General features: G+C 43.9%; 16 protein-coding genes. 7 read left to right on the top strand and 9 right to left on the bottom strand.

Going from position 1 to position 23,135, the window contains the following annotated elements:
• The first annotated feature begins 12 nt into the window (after nucleotides 1-12).
• Genes DXD68_RS12155 through DXD68_RS12145 form a run of 3 tightly spaced genes read left to right on the top strand, consistent with a single transcriptional unit; the run spans nucleotide 13 to nucleotide 4,272 of the window.
• On the top strand, nucleotides 13-960 hold the full coding sequence (locus DXD68_RS12155; RefSeq protein ID WP_122361754.1) for a hypothetical protein: 948 nt from the start codon (nucleotides 13-15) through the stop codon (nucleotides 958-960).
• 3 nt (nucleotides 961-963) lie between these two features.
• The gene (locus tag DXD68_RS12150; protein WP_122361753.1) at nucleotides 964-1,722 is read left to right on the top strand and encodes a glycosyltransferase family 2 protein; all 759 of its coding nucleotides are present in this window, start codon (nucleotides 964-966) and stop codon (nucleotides 1,720-1,722) included.
• A gap of 24 nt (nucleotides 1,723-1,746) precedes the next feature.
• Nucleotides 1,747-4,272 carry a YfhO family protein gene (locus tag DXD68_RS12145; protein ID WP_122361752.1) on the top strand — a complete coding sequence of 842 codons (2,526 nt, stop codon included), beginning with the start codon at nucleotides 1,747-1,749 and terminating at the stop codon, nucleotides 4,270-4,272.
• A 60-nt stretch (nucleotides 4,273-4,332) separates the two neighbouring features.
• Here DXD68_RS12145 and DXD68_RS12140 read toward each other — a convergent pair whose 3' ends face one another.
• The 5 genes from DXD68_RS12140 to rpsO all read right to left on the bottom strand — a co-directional run bounded on the left by DXD68_RS12140 (nucleotide 4,333) and on the right by rpsO (nucleotide 9,798).
• Nucleotides 4,333-5,331, bottom strand: a complete 999-nt coding sequence (locus tag DXD68_RS12140) for a glycosyltransferase (protein ID WP_122361751.1) — start codon at nucleotides 5,329-5,331, stop codon at nucleotides 4,333-4,335.
• A 124-nt stretch (nucleotides 5,332-5,455) separates the two neighbouring features.
• Nucleotides 5,456-6,874 (bottom strand): adenosylhomocysteinase, encoded by a 1,419-nt coding sequence (gene ahcY, locus DXD68_RS12135; protein ID WP_122361750.1) that lies wholly within the window; start codon nucleotides 6,872-6,874, stop codon nucleotides 5,456-5,458.
• 251 nt (nucleotides 6,875-7,125) lie between these two features.
• Nucleotides 7,126-8,781 carry an AMP-binding protein gene (locus DXD68_RS12130; RefSeq protein WP_122361749.1) on the bottom strand — a complete coding sequence of 552 codons (1,656 nt, stop codon included), beginning with the start codon at nucleotides 8,779-8,781 and terminating at the stop codon, nucleotides 7,126-7,128.
• A gap of 13 nt (nucleotides 8,782-8,794) precedes the next feature.
• Nucleotides 8,795-9,379 carry a helix-turn-helix domain-containing protein gene (locus tag DXD68_RS12125; protein ID WP_122361748.1) on the bottom strand — a complete coding sequence of 195 codons (585 nt, stop codon included), beginning with the start codon at nucleotides 9,377-9,379 and terminating at the stop codon, nucleotides 8,795-8,797.
• 149 nt (nucleotides 9,380-9,528) lie between these two features.
• The gene (gene rpsO / locus DXD68_RS12120; RefSeq protein WP_122361747.1) at nucleotides 9,529-9,798 is read right to left on the bottom strand and encodes a 30S ribosomal protein S15; all 270 of its coding nucleotides are present in this window, start codon (nucleotides 9,796-9,798) and stop codon (nucleotides 9,529-9,531) included.
• 170 nt (nucleotides 9,799-9,968) lie between these two features.
• On the opposite strand from rpsO, the gene typA reads away from it, so the two are divergent.
• Complete coding sequence (gene typA, locus DXD68_RS12115) at nucleotides 9,969-11,765, top strand: translational GTPase TypA (RefSeq protein ID WP_122361746.1); 1,797 nt, start codon at nucleotides 9,969-9,971, stop codon at nucleotides 11,763-11,765.
• Nucleotides 11,766-11,825: 60 nt separating this feature from the next.
• Here the strand turns inward: typA and DXD68_RS12110 are convergent, their stop codons facing one another.
• The 3 genes from DXD68_RS12110 to DXD68_RS12100 form a co-directional block, all read right to left on the bottom strand.
• On the bottom strand, nucleotides 11,826-12,488 hold the full coding sequence (locus tag DXD68_RS12110) for a hypothetical protein (protein WP_122361745.1): 663 nt from the start codon (nucleotides 12,486-12,488) through the stop codon (nucleotides 11,826-11,828).
• Nucleotides 12,489-12,636: 148 nt separating this feature from the next.
• Nucleotides 12,637-14,328 carry a hypothetical protein gene (locus DXD68_RS12105; RefSeq protein ID WP_122361744.1) on the bottom strand — a complete coding sequence of 564 codons (1,692 nt, stop codon included), beginning with the start codon at nucleotides 14,326-14,328 and terminating at the stop codon, nucleotides 12,637-12,639.
• 304 nt (nucleotides 14,329-14,632) lie between these two features.
• Nucleotides 14,633-16,861 (bottom strand): trypsin-like peptidase domain-containing protein, encoded by a 2,229-nt coding sequence (locus DXD68_RS12100; RefSeq protein WP_122361743.1) that lies wholly within the window; start codon nucleotides 16,859-16,861, stop codon nucleotides 14,633-14,635.
• 161 nt (nucleotides 16,862-17,022) lie between these two features.
• Between DXD68_RS12100 and DXD68_RS12095 the strand changes: the two genes are divergently transcribed.
• The gene (locus DXD68_RS12095; protein WP_075559886.1) at nucleotides 17,023-18,663 is read left to right on the top strand and encodes a fumarate hydratase; all 1,641 of its coding nucleotides are present in this window, start codon (nucleotides 17,023-17,025) and stop codon (nucleotides 18,661-18,663) included.
• A gap of 170 nt (nucleotides 18,664-18,833) precedes the next feature.
• Here the strand turns inward: DXD68_RS12095 and pnp are convergent, their stop codons facing one another.
• Complete coding sequence (pnp, locus tag DXD68_RS12090; protein ID WP_122361742.1) at nucleotides 18,834-21,080, bottom strand: polyribonucleotide nucleotidyltransferase; 2,247 nt, start codon at nucleotides 21,078-21,080, stop codon at nucleotides 18,834-18,836.
• Nucleotides 21,081-21,283: 203 nt separating this feature from the next.
• On the opposite strand from pnp, the gene DXD68_RS12085 reads away from it, so the two are divergent.
• Together DXD68_RS12085 and greA are read left to right on the top strand one after the other, a co-directional pair.
• Entirely contained in the window at nucleotides 21,284-22,465 is a 1,182-nt protein-coding gene (locus DXD68_RS12085; protein WP_410510721.1) for a DUF4369 domain-containing protein, read from the top strand.
• Between the two features lie 193 nt (nucleotides 22,466-22,658).
• Complete coding sequence (gene greA / locus DXD68_RS12080) at nucleotides 22,659-23,129, top strand: transcription elongation factor GreA (RefSeq protein ID WP_122361740.1); 471 nt, start codon at nucleotides 22,659-22,661, stop codon at nucleotides 23,127-23,129.
• Nucleotides 23,130-23,135: the final 6 nt, after the last annotated feature.

Genomic DNA, 23,135 nt, shown 5'->3' with positions numbered 1-23,135 from the left:
AAATAGAAAATTATGGATAATAAGATTCCGGTTATATTAGTACATAAGGGAAATACATTTTATTTAAAACCAGTTTTAGAGCATATCCGTTTATTTAATCCGGATACTCGGATTTGTTTGCTTAGTGATGCTTCTACTAAAGGTAAATTTGATTTTGTAGAACATTATAATCTGGAAGATTATTCGGCTGGGGCAAAGTCTTTTGAAGCTGTTTATGATCATATGTCATCTAATCCTTATGAGTTTGAGCTTATCTGTTTTCAACGATGGTTCTATGCTTGGGATTTTGCAAAAGCTCAGGGCTTAGACTATTTTTTCTGTATGGACTCGGACGTATTATTATATTGTAATATAGATACCGTTTTATCAAAATATAAGTCCTATGATTTTACAATCTGTAATAGATATGGACCTGGCTGTTCCCTGTTTAATATATCATCTATTACGAGATTTTGCGAATATATGATGTCTATGTATACGAAAGAATCTCTTATAAGCAGAATGAAAACCATGTATCAGGGGTTTATTGACAATAAGCAATTAGGTGGTGTTTGTGATATGACAGCTTTTACCTGGTTTCAGGATGATGAGGATTGTAACGTGGCGGATATTGCAATTCCGGAAAATGGCGTATGTTTTGATGGATGTATTACATGGGATCTGGGATTTGAGTATGAAAATGGAAAGAAGAAAGTGTATTGGGTCGATAATCTTCCATACGGGAGATTGAAAGGAGATCCTTCTCTGATCCGTTTCTATTGTTTACATCTTCAGGGAAGAGCTAAATATTCCATATTCAAATACGTCTTGGATAAAAACAAAGTGCATCGTTCCGGATTTCTGTATACATTAAAGTGGATGCTATCGAAAGAAATAGTGAAAGCCAGGCTTAGAGGAGTAAAAAAGGCCATTCATAATCCTCAGCTATTTGTGAACTTTATAAAAGCAAAATTGAAATAAAGAATGCACAACCCTGTTTTTTCAATTATAACAATCACTTACAACGCCTCCCGTTGGTTGGAACAGACTATTTTGAATATTCTGAGCCAGTCTTATTCCAATATTGAATATATCATCATAGATGGAGGCTCGACTGATGGAACGGTCGATATTATCGAGCGGTATGCTTCCGGTATTTCTTACTGGGTAAGTGAACCGGATAAAGGAATCTATGATGCGATGAACAAAGGACTCCAAAAAGTAACCGGTGATTATGTATGGTTTATTAATGCCGGTGATTCCTTATATACATCGGATACGGTTCAGCGGGTAGCGTCATTAATCCAAAAGAAAAAAGTTTTGCCGGATATTATTTATGGTGAAACCTCAATCATTGATGAGAATGGAAATTCTTTGGGAAGACGTAGATTGAAGGCTCCGGATAAATTGTCATGGAAAAGTTTCCGGATGGGGATGTTAGTTTGTCACCAGTCGTTTATAACAAAACGCACTATTGTTCCGTTATATGATTTAACATATCGTTATTCTGCTGATTTTGACTGGTGTATCCGTTGTATGAAGCAGGCAAATAAGATATATAATACGCGTATGACACTCTCTAACTTTCTGGAGGGAGGAGTTAGTACAACTCAACATAAAGCCTCTTTAAAAGAAAGATACGAGATCATGTGTAAGTATTATGGAACTGTATCGACCTCCTTGTTACATGTATGGTTCGCCATACGGTTTTATACGGCGAAATGCCTGGGAAAGAAAGTTTAAAAGATAATCATAGAATAGTTATATATGCATAGTTTAATTAAAAATGTAGGAAAGCATGTAGCAGCCCTTGTCCTGTTTCTGGGGTTAGTAATGGCCTATTTCTCTCCCGCTGTGTTTGAAGGGAAAGTTATACGGCAAGGAGATAATATAAAAGCTGCCGGGCAGGGTGGTAGTCAGGTCGAAAAATATGCGAAGACAGCTGAGCCAGGTGAGTTTAGTATTTGGTCTGATGCGATGTTTTCCGGGATGCCTTACGGACCGGGATATGGTAATCCGGCTCTGGAGTTACCGTCTTACTCCGTAGTAGATAACTTGTTAAAAATGCCCGGTTATTTTCATGCCGCTATGGTCTTTACAGGACTGGTCTGTTTTTACCTGCTGATGTGCGTGATGGGGGTAAACTGGTGGTTGGCGATTGCCGGGGCTATAGCCTTTGCTTTTGCCTCTTATAATATCATTATTATTGAGGCCGGACATATTGTCAAGGCTTATGTAATAGCCTATATGCCGATTACGCTGGCAGGTATGTTCTTGTTGTTTAAGCGCAAATGGCTATGGGGAGCGGTGTTGTTCCTGCTGGGAGTTGCGTTCTCATTATCAAACGGGCATGTGCAGATCACTTATTACCTGGTATTACTCTGCCTGTTTATTTATATAGGATATACGGTAATGAAGATCAGAGAGAAAGCTTATGGAGAATGGATGAAGACATCTCTGATCATGGCGGGCTGTGTGATTCTGTCTGTTTTACCCAATGCCAAACATATGTATGCCAACTGGGATTTGGGAGAACATTCCATCCGTGGCGCTACCGAGTTGACACCTAAGGCTGATGAAAGCGGAAACGTAGAGAAGGTCTCTTCCGGTCTGGATAAAGATTATGCTTTCCAGTGGAGTTATGGCTGGAAAGAATTGTTGACAGTAATGGTTCCGGATGTATACGGAGGTGGTTCGGGAGGAACTTTGGACAGTTCATCCGAATTGTATAAAGAACTGAAGAAGAATGGGGCACAAGTAGGAAAAGAAGTACAGACTTATACATACTGGGGCGATAAACCTTTCACTTCAGGGCCGGTTTACTTTGGAGCATTGGTTTGCTTCCTGTTTGTACTGGGTATGTTTGTGATTAAGAATCCGATGAAATGGTGGTTACTGGGCGGATCTGTCTTTCTGACATTCCTGGCACTGGGACGTAATTTCGATGCATTCAATGATTTCATGTTCCATTATCTGCCATTATACAATAAATTCCGTACGGTAGAGATGGCGCTGGTAATTCCTGGTCTGGTATTCCCGATTATAGGTATCTGGGGATTAAAGGAAATTTTGGCGGAAAAGGTGGAAGAAGCCCGTTTGAAAAAAGGTTTCTTTTGGTCTTTGGGACTGACCGGAGGTCTCTGTTTGATACTTTGGTTAATGCCGACGCTATTACTGAACTTCCAGTCTGCTTATGATGCACAGTTTCAGAATCAGGTACCGGAATGGTATTACACAGCTCTGTTGATGGACCGCGCATCTTTGGCTTCAGCCGATGCATTGCGCTCGTTGATCTTTATCCTCTTAGGGGCTGCACTCCTTGTTTGGTTCTGGAAATCCGGGAACAAGAAAACAACAGGCATGTTTGTGAGTGCAGGCATTGCGGTACTGATACTGGTCGATTTATGGACTGTAGACCATCGTTATCTGAATGATAGTAATTATGTCAAGGATAAACCGCAGGAGACCTATAAGGAGACAGTTGCGGATAAGGAGATATTGAAGGATACGGATGAGTCCTTCCGCGTGTTCGGTTTGAATAATCCGTGGCAGGATACCAATGTCTCTTACTTCCATCATTCTATCGGAGGATATCATGCCGTTAAACTACGTAGATATCAGGAACTGATCGATCATCGTTTAGATCCTGAATACAGGAATATAGTTGGTGCTTTACAAAAAGCCCAGTCGGTAGATGATATTTATGCTGTGTTAGCAGCTTCTCCATCTCTGAATATGCTGAATACCCGCTATATCATCTATAATCCGGATCAGGCTCCGATCCGTAACCCGTATGCTTTTGGCAATGCCTGGTTTGTGGATAAGGTGGAAATTGTGGAGAATGCGGATGCTGAGATAGATGCGTTGAATACGATCAATCCGTTGGAAACGGCTGTTGTGGATAAACGTTTTGCGAAAGATCTGGAAGGTTTTACTCCTCAAAAAGATTCGACAGCTTCGATTGTATTGGAAAAATATCGTCCGAGCCGTTTGACCTATAAAACGAAAGCCGCTTCCGATCAGTTGGCTGTATTTTCCGAAGTCTATTACCAACCGGGTTGGAAAGCTTATGTGGATGGAAAAGAAGTTCCGCATTTCCGGGTCGATTGGATCTTGCGCGGAATGGTAGTTCCGGCAGGTGAACATACGGTTGTTTTCGAATTTTATCCGGACACATATGTTTTGGCAGCCAATGTATCGGCTTATAGCTCATTCCTGATCCTGTTATTGCTGTTGGCTGCTATAGGATGGTCGTATTGGACATACAGGAAAGAAAGTAAGACCAAGGAATAGAAGAAAAAAGCTAAATCATAAAAAAGCCGGGATTCAAATTGAAGTGAATCCCGGCTTTTTTTATTTATAAAAGTTCTTTTGGAATGCTGAGTATTTCTCTTTTTTCAATATCAACAGATTCCATACAGCTGCCAGGAAGCCACTGCCGTAACCGATGAGCTGTACAAAAGAGGCTATGATAGATAAGAATCCTATCTTGCAGTTTTTATTCTGGTAAGATGAATCCAGGAATATCAGCACGCAATAGATCAACAGAGGCAATAAACTCCATTTGCAGAAAAACGCTCCGATAAGAAAAAACAATGTTCCCAACGTGAAAACAGCAGGTAGTAGATGTACTATCTTCAAAGAATCCGGATACTTCTTGAATAAAGAGATACGTGCAATACCTGAATTATATACCTGACGGAAGAATTTCTTCCAGTCTGTCCGGCGCTTGTGGAATACCCAGGCAGACGGGAACAGGCATACTTTATAACCGTTTTTGTAAAGACGTATACTAAAATCTATATCCTCTCCGAAGCGCATGGCAGAAAAGCCTTCTAATGCTTCATAAGCACTTCTCCGGATCCCCATGTTAAAACTGCGGGGATAAAACTTGTCCATTTTCTTTTTTCCGCCGCGAATACCTCCGGTGGTAAAGAAAGAGGTCATCGAATAATTGATGGCTTTCTGCACATCGGTAAAGCTGTCCGATGCTTTATCCGGACCGCCGAACGCATCGGCCCCGGTTTTCTGAAGTTCTTTATGTACAGCCTCGATATAAGCCGGTGGCAGAATACAATCGGAATCCAGAACGATCAGGTAATCGCTGTTGGCTTTGGTTGCACCGTGATTGCGGGCATTCCCCGGACCACCATTCGGGATAAAATAATAATATACAGCCAGTCTGTCCGCATACTTGTCTGTAATATGTTTACAGGTATCCTTTGAACCGTCTTCGACAATGATTACCTCGAAGTCTGTCCTTGTTTGTTTGGTAAGACTATCCAGTAACTCATCAACCTCGTTCGGACGGTTATATACGGGTATAATAAGTGATAATGTTGCTGTATCCATTAAAATTGACAATTAACAATTGACAATTGACAATTGATGATTAACAATTAGGTTTTAAATTTGAAATTCAATAGGCTGGAAGCCGGAATAATTGTCAACTGTCAATTGTCAACTGTCAATTGAATTAGTATCTGTAATGATCAGCCTTATACGGACCTTCTACCGGAACCCCGATATACTCGGCCTGTTTAGGACTCAGTTTAGACAGTTTCACGCCAATCCGTTCGAGATGCAGGCGGGCAACTTCTTCGTCCAGACGTTTCGGCAGGCGGTAAACACCTACTTCATAAGCCATCTGCCACAAATCCATCTGTGCCAGTACCTGATTGGTGAACGAGTTGCTCATCACGAATGACGGGTGGCCGGTTGCACAACCTAAGTTAACCAGACGGCCTTCTGCCAGCAGGAAGATAGAGTTTCCGGTCGGGAAAGTATATTTGTCGACCTGCGGCTTGATGTTGGTGTGCTGGATATTGGGGTAGTTCACCAGTTTTTCAACTTGTATTTCATTGTCGAAATGACCGATATTACAAACGATTGCCTGGTCTTTCATCTGTGTCATGTGCTCGATCGTGATGATGTCGCAGTTACCGGTTGTCGTAACGAAGATATTACCTTCTTTTACGGCATCTTCCATCGTTGTTACTTCGAAGCCTTCCATTGCAGCCTGCAAAGCACAGATCGGGTCGATTTCCGTCACCAGTACACGAGCTCCGTAAGAACGCATGGAATGGGCGCAACCTTTACCTACATCGCCATAGCCGGCAACGACAACGACTTTACCGGCTATCATTACGTCAGTAGCACGTTTGATGCCGTCAGCCAATGATTCGCGGCAGCCGTACAGGTTATCGAATTTGGATTTCGTTACCGAGTCGTTTACGTTGATGGCCGGAACCAGCAGTTCACCTTTTTCCATCATCTGATACAGGCGGTGTACGCCGGTAGTTGTCTCTTCCGAAACACCTTTCATCTCGGCGATTGTACGATGCCAGCGCTGGTTATCTTCTTCCAGGATACGGTGTAAAGTATCCAGAATGACCTGTTCCTCGTGATTACCGCCCTTACGATTGATCGTTTCGGCGTTATCTTCGGCACGGTATCCCATGTGAACCAGTAAAGAGGCATCTCCGCCATCGTCAACAATCATATGAGGACCTTTTCCGTCAGGAAAACGGAGTGCCATGTCAGTACACCACCAGTATTCCTCCAGCGTTTCACCTTTCCAGGCAAAAACGGGAACGCCATCGGCTGCGATAGCCGCTGCGGCATGGTCCTGTGTAGAGAAGATGTTACAGCTTGCCCAGCGTACATCTGCTCCCAACGCAACTAATGTTTCGATTAACACTGCAGTCTGAATGGTCATGTGCAGTGAGCCGGTGATACGGGCACCTTTCAGAGGTTTCTGATCGGCATATTTCTGGCGCAGAGCCATCAGTCCCGGCATTTCGTGTTCGGCGATCTCGATCTCTTTGCGACCAAAGTCAGCCAAACTCATATCCGCCACTTTATAAGGCAGATTAGTTGGAAATAATTGTGACATAAATAATACTTATTTTGAATGTGTGGCAAAGATAAGAAATTATTAGGTTGTTCAGATAATTCCCGGGGACAAACATAATCATCCCCTGGTGTCTTCAAAATTTCCTGCTTAGGAAACTACAGTTTCCAAGGCAGGAAACGCTAGTTCCCTCGGCAGGAAATTGCAGTTCCCCGCGCAGGAAACTGGAGTTTCCTAAGCACGGAATTACGAGGAAACTGTAATCGGTTGGTTGATAGGTCTATGTCTGTTTTTTATACCGGCGTAATACCTTGTTCGGCAAGTAACTTCAGACTCAGGTCTTTCAGTTTGAATTTTTGGATCTTGCCGCTACCTGTCATCGGGAATGTATCGATGAAGAAAATATATTTCGGTATCTTATGGCGAGCGATCTTGCCGCGGCAAAAGTCCTTTACTATATCTTCTGTCATTGTTACACCCTCGTGCAGGATGATGAAAGCGCCCACTTCCTCTCCGTACTTCTTGGACGGAACGGCGGCTACCTGTACGTCTTTCACACCTTCCAGGTGATACAGGAACTCTTCTATTTCGCGCGGATATACGTTTTCTCCACCGCGGATAATCATATCCTTGATACGGCCGGTAATACGGTAATATCCGTTTTCATCTTTTATACCGAGGTCGCCGCTGTGAAGGAAACCGTCTTTATCGATTACTTCGGCTGTGGCGGCAGGGTTGTTGTAATAACCTTTCATGTTGTTGTAACCGCGGTTACACATTTCCCCTTGTACGCCGACAGGACATTCTTCGCCGGTTTCCGGGTCGATAACGCGGACTTCCGTAAATTCGAAGTCACGTCCTACCGTGTTATGCCGTGCCTCTGCCGGATCGTCGATACGGGAGTGGGTCATGCCCGGAGATGTTTCCGTCAAGCCGTATACACTGGTTACCTTCATATACATTTTCTCTTCCACCTGGCGCATCAGTTCGACCGGACAAAGTGAACCCGCCATAATACCGGTGCGGAGTGAGGTAAGGTCGAACATCGGGAACATCGGATGATTCAGTTCGGCAATGAACATGGTCGGTACGCCGTAAAGAGCCGTGCAACGTTCTTTGTGGATGGAAGCCAGTACAACCAGCGGGTCGAATTTCTCGACCATCACCTGTGTACAGCCGTGTGTCAGCACGTTCATGGAAGCCAACACCACGCCGAAGCAGTGGAAGAGGGGAACGCAGCAACAAAGTTTGTCGTCGGCAGTAAATTTCATATGTTCGCCGGTCAACAAACCGTTGTTGGCAATGTTATAATGCGTCAGCATGACCCCTTTCGGGAAACCGGTCGTACCGGAGGTGTATTGCATGTTGACAACATCATGGCAGTTGACGAGCTTTTTAGCTTCCTCCAGTCTGTCATCGCTGATATTTTCACCCAGCAGCAATAATTCCGGTGTATTGTACATGCCGCGGTATTTCTCCTGGCCGATATAAACCACATTCTTCAGTCGCGGGAAACGCTTGCTTTTCAGGTATCCGCGTTGTGACTCCCTTAGCTCGGGAAGCATGGAGTACATCATATCTACATAACTTCCGTCGAATACGCCGTCGGTGATACACATTGTATGTATGTCGGCATTCTCAACGAGAAATTCCAGTTCGTTCTGCTTATAGTTTGTATTTACCGTAACGGCAACGGCGCCGATCTTGGCGGCTGCATAAAGGAATGTCAGCCAGTCGGGCACATTGGTCGCCCAGATACCTACGTGTGTACCATGTTCGATTCCGATGGACAACATACCTTTTGCCATCCGGTCTACGCGTTCGTTAAACTCTTTCCATGTGAAACGCAGGTCGCGATCGGAATAAACCACGTATTCCTTGTCCGGCGTAGTAGTGGCCCAATGTTCCAGCCATTGACCTAAAGTCTTATCCTGTAATTGTATTTCCATATCCTTCGGTCAATTAGTACGGGGTATAAACAACTCCAAGTATTTTAGCAGTGCTGTCGGCTGCAGCATGAACATGGTGTGCAACGATAGAATCATAATAGATGCTGTCGCCTTCTTCCAGTAAATAGGTATTCTTCCCGTAGTTTATTTCAACCACGCCCGCCAATACATAAATAAATTCTTCGCCTTCGTGTGTGGAAAGAACGAAATCAACGCCTTCTTCTGATGGAGAAACATCAATCAGGAACGGTTCCATATGTCGTCCGGACTTATCCTGTGACAGAGAGTGATATTCCATATGCTTGCGGTTTTCCATCGAGTTGTTGGTAAAGCCGATGCTGTTGGAGTCGTTGCTGTCTTTCTTACGGCAAATGACCGGACCCAGTTCTGACTGGTCGTCGAGGAATGTTCCCAGACGGACACCGAGTACCCGTGCTATTTTGATAAGTGGTGCCAGTGACGGAAAGTCTACATTACTTTCTATGCGTTCGATCTGTTCGATACCCAGGCCGGAACGTTCGGCTACTTCTTCAACGGAAATTTGTTTTGATTCACGGATACTTTTAATTTTGGCTCCGATGATTTTGTTGTTTCCCATAAGTATGTTTATTTTAGATTCTCTTTTAATTTGTAACTAAACGCCGCAAATTTACATTAATATTTTATTTTACCATGTAATTTGCTGAAAGAAAAAAAGGGCAACCCTTGTTTGAGTTGCCCTTTTGTAACTTCCGGAGAAGTAGTTTCTTATTTTCTGATACCAAGCTCTTTGATGATAGCACGATATCTTTCGATATCAACTTTGATCAGATAGTCCAATAAACGACGACGTTTACCAACCAACATCTTCAATGCTCTTTCTGTACTGTAATCTTTGTGATTACTTTTCAGGTGCTCTGTCAAGTGTGCGATACGAACTGTGAACAAAGCGATCTGGCTTTCTGCCGAACCTGTGTCAGTAGCAGATTTACCATACTTTTCGAAAATTTCTTTTTTCTTTTCTGAATCTAAAAACATGATTCTTTTTACTTTAATAAATTGATACTATATTATCTAAGCGGATGCAAAGGTAGGCATTCCTTTGAGATATACAATACTTTTCATCTTATTTTTTGTATTTTGAGACATGAATGACATATATATATCGTAAAAATGTCGTATTTTTGCAGCCAATAAATTAGTCTTCGATGCAAAAACTCAGAAACATCGCGATTATCGCGCACGTAGACCACGGCAAAACGACGCTTGTGGATAAGATGTTATTAGCCGGTAAGCTTTTCCGTGAAGGACAGGCAGAACCGGATCAGTTCATGGACAACAATGATTTGGAACGTGAACGAGGAATTACGATTTTGGCCAAGAATGTCTCTATTAATTATAAAGATTACAAAATCAATATTATTGATACTCCGGGTCACGCTGACTTCGGAGGTGAAGTAGAGCGTGTATTGAACATGGCCGATGGTTGCTTGCTGCTGGTCGACGCGTTTGAAGGACCGATGCCTCAGACCCGCTTCGTATTACAAAAAGCAATTCAGCTGGGACTGAAACCGATTGTGGTTATCAATAAGGTAGACAAACCGAACTGTCGTCCGTCGGAAGTGCAGGAAATGGTTTTCGAATTGATGTTCAGCCTGGATGCTACGGAAGAACAGTTGGACTTCCCGACAATCTATGGTTCTGCCAAGCAGGGATGGATGTCGACCGACTGGAAAGAGCCGAAAGAGGATATTCTGGCATTGCTGGATGCCATCATTGAATATATTCCGGAACCGAAAGTGCTGGAAGGAACTCCTCAGATGTTGATCACATCACTGGATTATTCTAAATATGTCGGACGTATCGCTGTCGGACGTGTTCACCGGGGTGAGCTGAAAGAAGGACAGGACGTTATGCTGTGCAAGCGTGACGGATCGATGGTCAAATCCAAGATTAAGGAAGTCGATGTCTTTGAAGGTTTAGGCCGTACAAAAGTATCTTCTGTTCAATCAGGTGATATCTGTGCTTTGATCGGAATCGAAGGTTTTGAGATCGGTGAAACGATTGCCGATGTTAATGAACCGGAACCGCTGCCTACGATCGCTATTGATGAGCCTACCATGTCTATGCTCTTCACGATCAATAACTCTCCGTTCTTCGGTAAAGACGGTAAGTTCGTGACATCACGTCATATCTTCGAACGTTTGCAGAAAGAGTTGGACAAGAACCTTGCCTTGCGTGTGGTCCCGACAGACTCTGCCGATTCATGGCTGGTATATGGTCGTGGCGTACTTCATTTGTCCGTATTGATCGAAACAATGCGTCGTGAAGGTTACGAATTGCAGGTAGGACAGCCTCAGGTTATCATCAAAGAGATAGACGGCGTAAAATGTGAGCCGGTTGAACAGCTGACTATCAATCTCCCGGAAGAATCTTCCAGCCGTATCATTGATATGGTGACCAAGCGTAAGGGGGAAATGACGATGATGGAAAGTAAGAACGACCGTATGCATCTTGAATTTAATATTCCTTCACGTGGTATCATCGGTTTGAACAATGCTGTTCTGACCGCTTCTGCCGGTGAAGCAATCATGGCACATCGTTTCCTGGAATATCAGCCTTGGAAGGGTGATATCGAACGTCGTAACAATGGTTCTATCATTGCCATGGAAACAGGCACAGCGTTTGCTTATGCCTTGAATAACCTGCAGTCACGCGGACGTTTCTTCATCTCTCCGCAGGAAGAAGTTTATGCCGGGCAGGTCGTAGGTGAGCATACAAAAGAAGGTGACCTGGTTGTGAATGTTACGAAGTCGAAGAAGCTGACCAATATGCGTGCTTCGGGTTCTGATGATAAAGTATCATTGGCTCCTCCTTTGGTATTCAGCCTGGAAGATGCGCTGGAATATATCAAGGCAGACGAATATGTGGAGATCACTCCGAATTATATGCGTATGCGTAAGATCATTTTGGATGAAACAGAACGTAAACGTCAGGGTAGATAATAGTACATATATAATATGAGTAAAGCCGGATGCACTGTTGATGTGTATCCGGCTTTTATTTTATAATGTCGATGCGTAATTATAGATTTGCAGGACGTTTTCGATATCGTTAAAGTCTATCTTGTTGTCATCCGCATATTTCTTCAGTTTCTCTTTTTGATCCGGGAATGCTTTGAGGAATTGTTTTTCATTAATGAAACGGTATTGTTTTCCTTTGCGCTCTATCCGGAAAATCTTGTCGATGCGGGTTAGGATCAGCTTTTCTGTTTCCAGTTTATGTGTAGTGCTTCCGGACTGGAATGTCGAATAAGTTTCGACTGCCGATGTTTCCGAGCGGCCTCCGTAGCCAACCCGTTTACCTTCCCATTTTAACGAGCCTCTGTATTGAACGAAGATAGGAGGATCTTTCTGAAGCACTTCCGTTGCACCGTCTTTGGTAGGAAGGAATGTCCTTTCTCCGATCTTGATGGTGGCTACCATTTCAGGTTCCGAGAACTCTTTGATTGCATTATCGTCATGTTGGTCGATAAACAGGAATTTCTTGATCAGCAAACTGTAGTTCAGGGGGACGGTGAATGTTCGTCCGTCCTTATAATACACATACCCGTTTTCAAAGCTTCGTAACAGAAACTGTGAACTGTCGACCGGGGCTTCCTGTGCCGTCCCATTGAATCCTGGCAGGTTTCCGATGCAGATAATCAGAAAAATAACAAGTCGCTTCATAATGCCTCAGATTAGTTAGTGCAAGATACAACTTTCTGATTAATAATAAAATATCCGGCGAGTTTTTTTTCTTGTTGGCAGTAAGGCAATAAAAAAGGCCATCTCCGGAAGGAGACAGCCTTTTATATAGGATTGTGTAATATACTAATTACTTAACCAAGTTAGCGAATTCGCTGTTAGTTGCATATTTAGCAAATTCCAGGTCGATAGCAGCTTCTTTAGCCAGAGCTTTGTCTTTTGCGATAGCAGCTTTCAAGTTGCTTACAACGCCGTTAGCGTCGTTTGTACGAGCAGCTACAACAGCTTTCAAGTAAGAAGTGGTTGCGTCAGGATTAGCAACAGCATTCAGAGTCTGAGAAGCTTTGCTGTAATCTTTTACTAACAACTGAGCCAAAGCAGCGTTGTTTGTCTTAACAGAACCGAAAGAGTTAACAGCCTTAGCATATTCGCCTTGTTCCAGATAAAGAACACCCAGAGCTTCGCCTAATTCAGCTACACCTGCAGCGTTACCGAACAATTGCTGAGCTTTAGCCTGGTCACCCTTAGTCAGAGCGATAAGACCTAAGTTCATGTTAGCTTCGTTGTTAGCTTTAACAGAGTTAGATTTGTTGAACATCTGTTCAGCCTTTGCCAAGTCGCCAGCCTTGAATGCCATCATACCGATGTTGTTCCAAGTGCGGTAGCAGTTAGGATATAGTTCAGAAGCTTTTGTATAGATAGCCATCTTTTCAGCATCGTTGTTAGTCAGAGTAGCAGCATACAGAATTTCTTCAATGTTCAGTTCAGAAGGATTGCTCTTAGCCAATGCGCTGATTTCGTCGTCAGACTTACCGATGATTTCGATATTAGCAGTCAAACGAGAACGACGCAACTGAGGTAAGATAGTTTCTGCCAAATCAGAATATACAGCAGAGATATTTTTGATTTCTTTTTCTCTTGTTTCAGGATCCTGGTACATAGAGATAACTCTTAATACGAGGTCTTTATCCTGCAGGTTAGAAGCAGATACCAATTCTTTGAAGCCTTCCCAGTCCTGAGCAGTGTAACGTGCATCAACCGGAGCATCCACCTTCATTTTCTTCAATTCTTTAGCCAGATATTTAGAAGTATTACCTTCACGTCTTTCAGCCAAACCTGTGTTCAGTTTAACACCACCATCAGGAGAAGCATAAGCAGAGATTTCGATTGCTACATTCTGGTTAGGAGCTTCGTCAGCATTTTTTACCAGGTCTTTCCAATCTTTGATAGCTGTAGAGTTCAGTTCTTTTGAACGAAGTTCAGCCTGCTGGATCAAGAACATGATGTTAGCATCGTGAGCTTCTTTGATGATACGCTGGAATTTGTCAGCAGCGATAGCAGCAGTTGCAGTAGCAGCGTCAGCCAGTTCAGAAGTTGCGATTACTCCTTCACCGATCTTTACGTCCGGTAATTTAACTGTTTTGTTTTTGATTTTTGCATCGAAAGTCAGATACAATTCTGATTTTTTCATTTCAGGTTTGTAAGTGAAAGCAGATTTCATGGTTACGTTAGCACCTTCTTTCTGCGGGATAACCTGATTGTTACCTTTTACTTTCTCACCCTGATAAGTGTAAGATGTTCCCCATGCTTCACCACCGGCATAACGAAGAACCGGAGTTACTGTTACTGTAGCTTTTTTGTTGAACCATTTTGCAGGGAAAGTCGCGTTGATAGTCACGGGTACTTTGCCTCCGATAGCCTCAAGCGGCTGCGGCTCAGCTTTGATGTACTCTTCAGCTAGCGGTTTCAACTTGTTTGAACAAGAAGAAAGGGTTAAAATTGCTGCCATTACAAAGAATGACAATAAAAACTTTTTGTTCATAATTTGATGTAAGTTTAAAATGTTACTATGTTTATATATTCACTTTCAATTGTCCCTTAGCCATCAAAGTGCAAAACTAAAGCATTTTTTTGTTATGAATAGCAAAGATACGATAAAATCTTTCTAATTAATACTTATTAATGAATCCATGTCTCTTTTTTCCTTAAAAAGTACATAAGATACAGAATTTACGGACGTTTTAATAGCATTCGTCCGATTGTATTTTAGTTAAATTTTCGTGTTTCGTTTCTCTTTGTATGTCTTGTTATGCTTTGTTTGATGTACTCTTATTGTTTATTTTTGACTAAAATAAAATCTTTTGCGTAAAACTGTCCTTGTTGGAGGTGATCTGTACCAGATAAATGCCCGGCCCGGCACCTGTTACTACGATCGTATTTTCTCCGCTATGGACAATCCCGTTTTGCAACCTGGTCCCATTCATGGATATGATTGAATATCGGGCTTCTCGGATAGTGGCAGGTAACAGGATATGGACTGTTTTGGATGCTGCTTCCGTGAATATGCGGATGGGATTGTTGTTGTCGATGGATGTGTTGGCTGATGCCGTATTGTATTGGATGACAGGATCGATGAACAGGGACGTGCTCATTGGTGAAGCCGGATGGGCGGAAGCCTCTGTCCATTGGCCTTGATAACTGATCCATGCCGTGTTTTTGCTTGTTTCTCCTTTCGGGAGGTTATAGGCAGAGAAAGAAGTGCCGGCGGTAGCTGTCCTGATCTTATATCCGACAAAGAAACTGCCGGATACATCTACCGGTTCGGAAAAAGTGATAAACGATTCCTGATCACGGCTCAATGGCTTGATGGAGTCGATAAAATCTATTTTGTTATTGGTGGTTACGAACGACGGTCTGAATGATTCGGTATGCAACAGTGTTTCCGGTTTGCCGGAGCCGCTGTAGACGGTGATCTCTACGTCTATTTCTTTATCCTGGGTGATGGCCGGATTCACGATATATGTGCCGTATACTTTTGCTTCTCCGGTTATTTTATAAGCCTCGGCAAACTCGTTCATGTTCAATGAATTGTTTCCGAATGCCGGACCGGTCCCGGGAGAGGGCAGAGGAGTGGCTTCTATTTTCTTCGCTTTTCCGCTTTCCTTTATGTTGCTTAGACGAATGCAGGGGGTTGCACTGTAAGGATCGAGACCTTTGCAGGTGCGTCCTGTGTTTGTTCCGGCGGGGTCGAGCCATGTTTTCAGTTGTTTGTCGGCATCGGTAGATGCTTCCCAGCTTTGGCTTAGGGCAAAATAGAAATCGTTATAAGGTGCCGGGCAGCTGGATTCGCCTCCCGACAATCCCCCGATAAGCTGGTTGTTGCTGTCAAACAGTCCGGAGCCGGAAGAACCGCCGGCTGTGCTGCCGCTTGTCCATTCTTTCACATGCCAGTGTCCGTTCTTTATAAAGTCCATTCCGGGATAGGTCGCCGATTCAACTAGCTTAGTCGTGTTGACCCGCTTTACGGAACCTCCCGGATGGTGTATTCCTGCGTAAGGGGCGGTTCCCTCGTCTTTTGCATTCCATCCGGCATAATAAGGTTGATAATAGGCCGGAGGTGTCTCTTTTAGTTCCAGCAATGCCATGTCTGTACTTTCATTGGTTGCCCTGAAACGGGCGGAAGCCATCGACATCTCTTCCGTTCCCCTCATGACCGGGTCGCAAAGAGGACTTTCGTAATTGAAGAATGTGACGATATTTCCGGCGATCGTTTCATAGTCCGGATTGGTAATTGTGAATTGATTGTTCAGGCAATGTGACGCTGTTAACAGATAGGGTTTACCATCATTTAATGTATTATTAATTAACGTACCCGAACAGGCATTTTCGCCATTGATGATGATCAGCACGACACTGCGGCCAATGTCATTATATTTGTCTGTAGTGTCCTGATAGCATACCAACGGCTTCATACACCAATGGTAGATGGTGCTGTGCCCTTTGGGTTCGTATCCTCTGAGATTGCGGTAGTCATGGTTTACTTCACCTACTTTCAGTCTGCCGTGGAACGGGACGTTGGCAGGTTCCTGGTATTCGATAATCAGTTCGTCACCCTGGACCGGCGAGACGGGAAGCTTGTTTAATTCGGAGTTATTCAAATGGTTAAATGCTCCCAGAATATGGGTCTGGTCCGGGTTGTAGAGGAATAGCTGGGCACCTTCCGGTATCTCGTATTCGGAGAATAAGACATTGATAGAGTAGGCTCCTTCCGACCGTATCCCCAGCCGCCATACGTGGGTACCGTCTGCTCCTGTGAACCAGTTACCCGAATTTTCCGGAGTAAAGTCTGTCATGAATTTATAAGCGAAATGGAATCCGCTGCGCAAGTCACTTTCATTCAGCGAGTCGATCCGTAATTGTTCGGCAACATCGAAAGGCGGCATTTCCTTGAATTGTGTTCCTGACCGGGTGTTGAGAGTCGACAACGGAAGAGGTTTGCCTCCGTGGCTGACCTGGCTTATCATGTGGTTGGCTGACAATAAACACAGGATGAAAAGGGTGACTAGCTTTTTCATATACCTGCAAATATATGTTTTTCTTTTAACAATTTAATTGTTTCCGGTGAACAAATTTGTGAAAGCACTCCCGTATTTCGTGATTTTTATCTAAGTTTGCCAAGCGAAAAGAATGATTCTGAATTTGTAAAACCAATATTACATAATTAAATAATAAAGATATGGCAACACCTCCTTTCAAGTATCAGGCACCGTTCCCACTCGGACCGGATACAACAGAGTATTATCTGCTTACAAAAGATTATGTATCGGTATCCGAATTTGAAGGACAGCCGATGCTGAAAATTGCAAAAGAAGGACTTACAGCGATGGCTAACGCTGCTTTCCGTGATGTGGCTTTCATGCTTCGTCCTGAGCACAACGAACAGGTGGCTAAGATCCTGAGCGATCCGGAAGCCAGCGACAACGACAAGTTCGTGGCATTGACTTTCCTGCGTAATGCGGAAGTATCTGCAAAAGGGCAGCTTCCTTTCTGCCAGGATACCGGTACGGCTATTATCCACGGTGAAAAAGGCCAGCATGTATGGACTGGATATTGTGATGAAGAAGCGCTTTCTCTGGGTGTTTACAAAACTTATACGGAAGAAAACCTGCGTTATTCGCAGAATGCTCCTTTAAATATGTACGACGAGGTAAATACGAAATGTAACTTACCTGCACAGATCGACATCGAAGCTACTGAAGGTATGGAATATAAATTCCTTTGTGTAGCTAAAGGCGGTGGTTCTGCCAACAAGACTTATCTGTTCCAGGAGACAAAAGCGATCCTGAACCCGGCTACCCTGGTCCCGTTCCTGGTAGAAAAAATGAAGACATTAGGTACGGCTGCTTGCCCTCCTTATCATATTGCGTTCGTTATCGGCGGTACTTCTGCTGAAAAGAACCTGTTGACAGTGAAACTGGCTTCTACTCATTATTACGACAACCTGCCTACAAGCGGTAACGAAGGCGGACAGGCTTTCCGTGATATCGAATTGGAAAAACAGGTACTGGAAGCCGCTCACAACATCGGTTTGGGTGCTCAGTTCGGCGGTAAGTATTATGCTCACGATGTACGTATCGTTCGTCTGCCCCGTCACGGTGCTTCTTGCCCGGTAGGTATGGGTGTTTCCTGTTCTGCCGACCGTAACATCAAATGTAAGATCAATAAAGACGGTATCTGGATCGAAAAGATGGATTCAAATCCTGGCCGTCTGATCCCAGAGGAATTGCGTAAGGCAGGTGAAGGTAATGCTGTAAAGATCAATCTGAACCAGCCGATGGCTGATATCCTGAAAGAACTGACTAAATATCCGGTATCGACTCGCCTTTCTCTGAGTGGAACGATCGTGGTAGGTCGCGACATTGCGCACGCTAAACTGAAAGAACGTATCGATAAAGGAGAAGGTCTGCCTCAATACATCAAAGATCATCCTATTTATTATGCAGGTCCTGCCAAGACTCCGGCTGGAATGGCTTCCGGTTCTTTCGGCCCGACAACTGCCGGTCGTATGGACTCGTATGTCGACCTGTTCCAGGACAATGGCGGTAGCATGATCATGATTGCCAAGGGTAACCGTAGCCAGCAGGTAACAGATGCTTGTCAGAAGCATGGTGGTTTCTACCTCGGAAGTATCGGTGGTCCGGCTGCTATCCTTGCACAGGAAAGCATCAAGAAAGTAGAATGTCTGGAATATCCTGAACTGGGAATGGAAGCAATCTGGAAGATCGAAGTGGAAGACTTCCCTGCATTTATCCTGGTTGACGATAAAGGCAACGATTTCTTCAAACAGCTGAAGCCACGTTGCTCTTGCAGTAAATAAGACTAATTCATTATAAGAGGTGAAAGCTGCTCCATTCTGTGGGGCAGCTTTTTTTCATGCTGAAGAATTATCGGTGTCCTGTTTTCTTTCCTCTTGATAACGATAACAAAAAAAGAGCCATCCTGTCGCAGGATAGCTCTTTTATATATAATGTATAAGAAAGTCGTTTATTAATAACGATCGTTACGACGGTCTCCGCGATCTCCACGGTCACCACGATCCTGACGAGGACCACGGTCTCCGCGATCACCACGTTCCGGTCTCGGACCTCTTTCGGGTCTCGGCGGACGTTCTTCGTAACCTTCCGGTTTCGGCAGCAATACCTTGCGTGAAAGTTTGAACTTACCGGTCTTTGCATCGATGTCTACCAGTTTCACCTGAATAGTATCACCTTCTTTCAAACCAGCCTGTTCAACTGTTTCCAGACGAGCCCAGTCGATTTCAGAGATGTGCAGCAAACCGTCTTTGCCCGGCATAAATTCAACGAATGCACCGTAAGGCATGATAGAAGAGATCTTTCCTTCATATACTTCGCCGATTTCAGGAACGGCAACGATACCCTTGATCGCTCTGATAGCAGCATCGATCGTATCTTTGTTTGTTCCGGAGATTTCGATCTTACCAAAACCGTCCACTTCTTCGATTGTGATAACAGCACCTGTCTTTTCCTGGATACCCTGGATAATCTTTCCACCCGGGCCGATCACTGCGCCGATGAACTCTTTGCCGATCGTCATCGATTCGATGCGCGGAGCATGCGGTTTCAGTTCAGCACGTGTCTCCGGCTGAGCTTCCATGATCTTTCCTAAGATGTGCATACGGCCTTCTCTTGCCTGAGCCAGTGCGTTTTCAAGGATTTCGTATGACAAACCGTCAACCTTGATGTCCATCTGAGTGGCAGTGATACCGTCTGCTGTACCTGTTACCTTGAAGTCCATATCTCCCAGGTGGTCTTCGTCTCCCAGGATATCCGACAGGATAGCGTAGTTTTGACCTTTGTTCTCAGAGATAAGCCCCATTGCGATGCCTGATACCGGTTTCTTCATCGGAACGCCGGCATCTCTCAATGCCAGTGTACCGGCGCAAACAGTTGCCATAGAAGAAGAACCGTTTGATTCGAGGATATCGGAGATTACGCGTACAACGTAAGGATAATTATCCGGGATCATGCGCTTCAAAGCACGGTGAGCCAGGTTACCATGACCTACTTCGCGACGTCCTACACCACGTGATGCTTTTGCTTCACCGGTAGAGAACGGAGGGAAATTATAATGTAATAAGAAACGTTCCTTGCTGTGGTTCAGTACGTCGTCAATCATTTTCTCGTCGGCTTTGGTACCGAGTGTAACAGTTGTCAACGACTGAGTTTCACCACGTGTGAAGACTGCAGATCCGTGAGGTCCCGGAAGATAATCCGTTTCGATCCAAATCGGACGAATTTCTGTTGTCTTACGACCGTCCAGACGCTTTCCTTCGTCGAGGATAGCACGGCGCATGGCCTCTTTTTCTACATCGTGGTAGTAACGGCCGATCATTTCAGCCTTGGCTTCCAGCTCTTCTTCAGAGAAGTTTGCTTTATATTCGTCTACGACAGCCTGGAAAGCTTCAGCGCGTTGGTGCTTGTCTGTGCCGGATGTAGCGACAGCGTATGCTTTTGCAAAACATTTATCGTGTACATCTTTGCGCAGTTCTTCGTCATTTTCTTCGTGGCAGTATTCGCGTTTAACGAGTTTGCCGCAAGCTTCCGACAGTTCAAGCTGAGCCTGGCACTGTGCTTTGATCGCTTCGTGAGCCACCTTGATTGCTTCCAGCATTTCGGATTCCTGAACTTCTGCCATTTCACCTTCCACCATCATGATGTTGTCGATAGTAGCAGCAACCATCATGTCGATATCAGCTTTTTCCAATTCAGAGAATGTCGGGTTGATGATAAATTTACCGTCGACACGTGCTACGCGAACTTCAGAAATCGGTCCGTTGAAAGGTATATCGGATACTGCCAAAGCAGCAGATGCTGCTAAACCAGCCAGAGCATCCGGCATATCTTCGCCGTCAGCAGAGAATAATATAACGTTTACATATACTTCTGCGTGGTAATTGTCCGGGAATAACGGACGCAACGCGCGGTCTACGAGGCGCGATGTCAGGATTTCGTAATCCGAAGCCTTTCCTTCTCTTTTTGTAAAACCTCCGGGAAAACGGCCAAATGCGGAGTACTTTTCTTTGTATTCAACTTGCAGCGGCATGAAGTCAACACCGGGATTTGCATCTTTAGCGGCACAAACAGTAGCCAGCAACACTGTGTTGCCCATACGAACAGTAACCGCACCGTCCGCCTGTTTTGCCAACTTCCCGGTCTCGATGGTGATGGTTCTTCCATCAGCCAACTCGATCGTCTTGTTAATTGGATTAAGCATAATCTTCTTTCTTATTTTTCTATCTGTAAAAATTGGTGCAAATGTAATGAAAGTTTGCCTGTAAACACGTGAAAATGAAAATAAAAAACATCAGAAAAGCCCTTTTTTATAAAAATAAAGGGAAGATTTCACGAATAATAGTGCCACAATTGTAAAATAATGTATATTTGCATCGGAATTACGAACATTGTAAAGAAAAAATGATGAAACAAATATCTGCAAAGTCACAGTCCGTTATCGGAGTATGGTTACTGTTTGTTGTCGGGATATGTATATTGCTATTCACGGCCTGTAACAACACGTCCGATTTTACAGTGAAAGGAGTTGTATCCGGAGCTGATGGTCAGACCATGTATTTGGAAAACGTCGGCATATCGAATGTCGAACTGATAGATTCTGTTAAGCTCACGGCGGCAGGTAAGTTTAAATTTACGCATAAGCGTCCGGATTTTCCGGATTTCTATCGTCTGCGTCTGAACAATCAGAAGATTAATTTCTCGATCGATTCGGTGGAGACGATTACGATTGCAGCCGATGCCGGAACGTTCGCCACCTCTTATTCGGTGGAAGGTTCTGAAAACTGTAAGGCTATTAAGGCGATTACATTGGCGCAGCTGGATGCCAATCAGGCTATCGGTAAGTTACGTAAAGAATATGAAGATAAGCATATTGCAGATACGACATACCGTGCGAGAATTATAGAAACAGCTGAAGCTTACAAAGAGGTTGCCCGCAAATATATTTATTCGGCTCCGATGTCTACTGCTGCTTATTATGCTTTGTTTCAGCAAATCGACGGTCTGTTATTCTTTGATTTATACGATCGGAATGATGTGAAAGCTTATGGCGCGGTTGCTACCAGCTACGACCATTTTTATCCGGGCAGTCCGCGTTCAAAACATCTGTATAACCTGACGCTGCAGTCTATGAAGGTACTTCGTGCCCAGCGTCCGGTAAATTTGGATGATGTCAAAACGACTGAAATCAGTTTCTTGGATATCGAATTGCCGAATCTGAAAGGGGAGGTGGTTAAACTCTCTTCTGTTGCAGAAGGAAAGCCCGTGATCATTAATTTTACGGCTTACCAGGCAGAATGGTCTCCGGCACTGAATATGGCTTTGGGTGAAATCTATACAAAGTATCATGGTCAGGGACTGGATATCTATCAGGTCTCTTTGGATTCTGATGCCCATTTCTGGAAGAATGCCGCTTCAAATCTTCCCTGGGTGGCTGTGCGTGATCCGCAGTCGGTTTATTCTCAGATCGCAGGACTGTATAATGTAAAGCAACTGCCTGCTATCTTTATCCTGGATCGTAAAGGTAATTTGGTGAAACGGGTAGACGATGTGAAAAACCTGGAAGCGGATGTAAAAGCGGTACTTTAATGTAGTACGCTAGTAATCAGATTTATATGTTGTAAAGCACTTACGACGGTTTGTGCATCTTGAAAAGATGTCTTATCTTTGCAATGTTTAAAATAGATAGAAAGAGGAGTTCCGGCCATGTTCTGGTCGGGATTCTTTTTTTATTATGTGGTATAAATATTAATTTAATAATCAATAATTAGGAGGATTTAGTATGGCTGTTAGTTATATGACAGAAGACGGCTACAACAAGATTTTAGCTGAAATCAACTATTTGGAAACCGTGAAGCGTCCTGAAATTTCTGCCCAGATTGCTGAAGCCAGGGATAAGGGTGACCTGTCTGAAAATGCAGAATATGATGCTGCTAAGGAAGCTCAGGGCATTATGGAAGCTAAGCTTGCCCAGTTGAAAGGGCTGATATCTAATGCACGTCTGATAGATGAATCACGTGTTCAGACTGACGAGGTTCAGATTCTGAACAAGGTGAAGATCAAGAACACAAAAAATAATGCTGTGATGACATATACGTTGGTTTCTGACTCTGAAGCAAATCTGAAAGAGGGTAAGATTGCTGTCAGCACTCCGATCGCCAAAGGGCTGATGGGAAAGAAAGTCGGTGACGTGGTGGAAATCAAAGTGCCGTCGGGTTTGATGACTTTTGAAGTGATGGAAATTTCAATTTAATACAAT

It is taken from the genome of Parabacteroides sp. TM07-1AC, assembly GCF_003480915.1.
GTDB lineage: Bacteria > Bacteroidota > Bacteroidia > Bacteroidales > Tannerellaceae > Parabacteroides > Parabacteroides chongii.
This window is presented reverse-complemented; position numbering and strand designations above follow the sequence as displayed.

What these genes read in the sequence shown, in the direction of transcription:
- DXD68_RS12140 (WP_122361751.1), bottom strand. Translation starts at nt 5,331, where the DNA reads ATGGATACAGCAACATTATCACTTATTATACCCGTATATAACCGTCCG.
- rpsO (WP_122361747.1), bottom strand. Translation starts at nt 9,798, where the DNA reads ATGTTTTTAGATTCAGAAAAGAAAAAAGAAATTTTCGAAAAGTATGGT.
- DXD68_RS12105 (WP_122361744.1), bottom strand. Translation starts at nt 14,328, where the DNA reads ATGAACAAAAAGTTTTTATTGTCATTCTTTGTAATGGCAGCAATTTTA.
- greA (WP_122361740.1), top strand. Translation starts at nt 22,659, where the DNA reads ATGGCTGTTAGTTATATGACAGAAGACGGCTACAACAAGATTTTAGCT.
- ahcY (WP_122361750.1), bottom strand. Translation starts at nt 6,874, where the DNA reads ATGTCACAATTATTTCCAACTAATCTGCCTTATAAAGTGGCGGATATG.
- DXD68_RS12150 (WP_122361753.1), top strand. Translation starts at nt 964, where the DNA reads ATGCACAACCCTGTTTTTTCAATTATAACAATCACTTACAACGCCTCC.
- DXD68_RS12095 (WP_075559886.1), top strand. Translation starts at nt 17,023, where the DNA reads ATGGCAACACCTCCTTTCAAGTATCAGGCACCGTTCCCACTCGGACCG.
- DXD68_RS12100 (WP_122361743.1), bottom strand. Translation starts at nt 16,861, where the DNA reads ATGAAAAAGCTAGTCACCCTTTTCATCCTGTGTTTATTGTCAGCCAAC.
- DXD68_RS12110 (WP_122361745.1), bottom strand. Translation starts at nt 12,488, where the DNA reads ATGAAGCGACTTGTTATTTTTCTGATTATCTGCATCGGAAACCTGCCA.
- pnp (WP_122361742.1), bottom strand. Translation starts at nt 21,080, where the DNA reads ATGCTTAATCCAATTAACAAGACGATCGAGTTGGCTGATGGAAGAACC.
- DXD68_RS12145 (WP_122361752.1), top strand. Translation starts at nt 1,747, where the DNA reads ATGCATAGTTTAATTAAAAATGTAGGAAAGCATGTAGCAGCCCTTGTC.
- DXD68_RS12125 (WP_122361748.1), bottom strand. Translation starts at nt 9,379, where the DNA reads ATGGGAAACAACAAAATCATCGGAGCCAAAATTAAAAGTATCCGTGAA.
- typA (WP_122361746.1), top strand. Translation starts at nt 9,969, where the DNA reads ATGCAAAAACTCAGAAACATCGCGATTATCGCGCACGTAGACCACGGC.
- DXD68_RS12155 (WP_122361754.1), top strand. Translation starts at nt 13, where the DNA reads ATGGATAATAAGATTCCGGTTATATTAGTACATAAGGGAAATACATTT.
- DXD68_RS12085 (WP_410510721.1), top strand. Translation starts at nt 21,284, where the DNA reads ATGAAACAAATATCTGCAAAGTCACAGTCCGTTATCGGAGTATGGTTA.
- DXD68_RS12130 (WP_122361749.1), bottom strand. Translation starts at nt 8,781, where the DNA reads ATGGAAATACAATTACAGGATAAGACTTTAGGTCAATGGCTGGAACAT.